Origin of the sequence: Intrasporangium sp., assembly GCF_051961875.1 — a bacterium.
GTDB lineage: Bacteria > Actinomycetota > Actinomycetes > Actinomycetales > Dermatophilaceae > Intrasporangium_A.
The window spans coordinates 1-2,983 of record NZ_JBQCCV010000272.1; the positions used below are offsets into that span (position 1 = coordinate 1).

General features: G+C 70.6%; 3 protein-coding genes. All 3 read right to left on the reverse strand.

All coding sequences use genetic code 11. The features are described from left to right. Positions 1–53: 53 nt before the first annotated feature. On the reverse strand, positions 54–1,004 hold the full coding sequence (locus ACTHJJ_RS16710) for an endonuclease/exonuclease/phosphatase family protein (protein ID WP_440304075.1): 951 nt from the start codon (positions 1,002–1,004) through the stop codon (positions 54–56). A 3-nt stretch (positions 1,005–1,007) separates the two neighbouring features. Continuing rightward, a complete protein-coding gene (locus tag ACTHJJ_RS16715) occupies positions 1,008–2,693 on the reverse strand; it encodes a ribonuclease J (RefSeq protein WP_440304076.1) in 1,686 nt (561 codons plus the stop codon). Positions 2,694–2,703: 10 nt separating this feature from the next. Beyond that, a partial coding sequence (locus ACTHJJ_RS16720; RefSeq protein ID WP_440304077.1) for a dihydrodipicolinate synthase family protein occupies positions 2,704–2,983 on the reverse strand: 280 nt, incomplete at its 5' end.

The following is a 2,983-nucleotide window of genomic DNA, read 5'->3' on the forward strand; positions in this document are numbered from 1 at the left end:
CAGCCGCGCACCCGCGCCTGTCAGCGGCATACGGACGGCTCGACGGAACGGGGTCAGCGCAGGGTGTAGCTCGCCCATACGAGCATGTGGTCCGAGCCGTGGAAGGCCACGTCACCCGCCTTGACGACGCCGAGCCCCCGGCTGAGGAGATGGTCGAGCGCGACGAAGGGGGGCATCCGGCGGCCCACGACGGGCCACGTGCGCACCCAGCCCTGGCCCGCGGTCCGCTGCGCATCGACGAGGCCGTCGGCGAGCTGCCGGAAGCCGGGGTGGCCGAAGGATGCGTTGAAGTCCCCCGCGAGGACCAGCCGGTCACCAGCCGGTACGTCCCCCTTCCACCGCTGCAAGGCGGTCAGACCGGCCCGCCACTGGGCCGTCTGGTCCGGGATGGGGGCCATCGGGTGGGCCGCCTTGAGCCGGACCTGCTGCCCGTCGACGGTGAGGACGACCTCCGGCTGCAGGCTCGGGGTCTGCTCGATCGCGGGGTTCGCCGTGCCCGACACCACCGTCATGGGCAGCCGGCTGTAGATCATCGTCCCGGTGAAGGTGTCGGCGTGCGCCTCCCCCGCCCGGTGCCCCAGCAGGCGCGTGAGGCCCGCCGTGTCGAGCCGGTCGACGACGTCGGGCGTCACCTCGGTGAGGACGAGGACGTCGACCTCGTGCGCCCGGACTGCCGCCATGACCTGGTCCGCGTTGGCCCGGCCGTAGTAGAGGTTGGCCGACATGACCGTGAAGTTGGCCGGACCCGGGACGGTGTGGGCGAAGAACGTCGGCAGCGCCATCGCCCAGGCCACGGCGGCACAGACTCCGACGGGCAGGAGCATCCACCAGCGGTGGAGCAGGAGCGTCCCGACGAAGAGCAGGCCGAGGCCGATGACGACGAACGGCCCGACCGACTGCAGGACGACGACCGGTCGCCATGTGGTGTCGACCCACCGCAGCGCCCCCACGAGGACGAGCAGGACGAGGAGCGCCCCGATGACCCCGTCCATCCAGCGGTGCATGGCTCAAGCCTGCATCACGACCGGGATGATCATCGGGCGTCGGCGGATCTTGCCCCCGGCCCAGGAGCCGACCGCCCGACGGACCACCTGCTGGAGCTGGTAGTCGTCGCGCACCCCGCCGCGCACGGCCTCCTCGATCGCCCGCTCGACCTTGGGGATGACGTCGAGGAAGATCTCGTCGTCCTCGGCGAATCCCCGGGCGGTGATCTCCGGCCCCGAGGCGATCTTGCCGGTGGCCGCGTCGAGCACGACGATGCAGGTGATGAAGCCCTCGTCACGCAGGATCCGGCGGTCCTTGAGGAGCGCTTCGTCCGTGCCGCCGATGTTGCTCCCGTCGACGTAGACGTAGCCGCAGTCGACGACACCGACGATGCTGGCCCGGCCGTCGACGAGGTCGACCACGACGCCGTCCTCGGCGAGCACGACGTTCTCCTCGGGCACCCCGGTCGCCTTCGCCAGCTCGGCGTTGGCGTACATGTGGCGCCACTCGCCATGGACGGGCAGCACGTTGCGGGGCTTGACGATGTTGTAGGTGTAGAGCAGCTCGCCGGCGCTGGCATGGCCCGAGACGTGCACCTTGGCGATGCCCTTGTGCACGACGGTGGCGCCGAGCCGCATCAGCCCGTTGATGACGCGGTAGACGGCGTTCTCGTTGCCCGGGATGAGACTGCTCGCGAGCAGGACCGTGTCACCGGGCCCGACGTCGATCCGGTGGTCTCGGTTCGCCATCCGGGACAGGGCGGCCATCGGCTCGCCCTGGGAGCCGGTCGAGATCAGGACGAGCTCGTCGTCGGGCAGGTCGTCGATCCGCTTCCAGTCGATGAGGATGCCGTCCGGCACGTGGAGGTAGCCGAGATCGGCCGCGATCCCCATGTTGCGGACCATCGACCGGCCGACGAGCGCCACCTTGCGCCCGGCCTTCTCCGCCGCGTCGAGGACCTGCTGGACCCGGTGGACGTGGCTGCTGAAGCAGGCGACGATGATGCGCCGCTGGGCGTGCCGGAACACCTTGTCGATGGCCGGGGCGATCTCGAGCTCGGGCGTGGTGAAGCCCGGCACGTCGGCGTTCGTCGAGTCGGTGAGGAAGAGGTCGACGCCCTCCTCCCCGAGGCGGGCGAAGGCGCGCAGGTCGGTGAGGCGCCCGTCGAGCGGGAGCTGGTCCATCTTGAAGTCGCCGGTGTGCAGCAGCGTGCCCGCGGCCGTGCGGACGAAGACCGCGAGCGCGTCGGGAATCGAGTGGTTGACCGCGACGAACTCGAGGTCGAAGACGCCGAGCTGCTCACGCTGCCCCTCGCGGACCGCCATCGTAAAGGGCCGGATCCGGTGCTCCTTGAGCTTGGCCTCGACGAGGGCGAGCGTCAGGGTCGAGCCGATGAGCGGGATGTCGTCCTTGAGCCTCAGCAGGTAGGGCACGGCGCCGATGTGGTCCTCGTGCCCGTGGGTGAGCACGATCGCCTCGATGTCGTCGAGCCGGTCCTCGATGTAGGAGAAGTCCGGCAGGATGAGGTCGACACCCGGGTGGCTCTCGTCGGGGAAGAGCACGCCGCAGTCGATGACGAGCAGCCGGCCCTGGGTCTCGAGGACGGTCATGTTGCGACCGACCTCGCCGAGGCCGCCGAGCGCCACGATGCGCAGACCTCCCTCCTCGAGCGGGGCCGGGTAGGTCAGTTCCGGATGAGGGTGGCTCACGGAGCTCCTGTCAGTGCGTCAGGTCGAGGCGGGCGGCCAGCAGCGCGGTCTGCGCCTGGTCGGCCTCGACGAGCGGGAGTCGCACGGTCGGCGACGGGATGATGCCTTGGAGGGCGAGGGCGGCCTTGGCCATGATCGCGCCCTGGGTGATGGTCATGACCGCCTCGACGAGCGGGATCAGCTCGCGGTGGATCGCGCGCGCATCGTCCCAGCGCCCCTCGAGGACGGCGTCCGCCATGCGTCGGTATGCCGCCGGGCTGGCCTGGGAGGTCACACCGACGAAGCCGGTG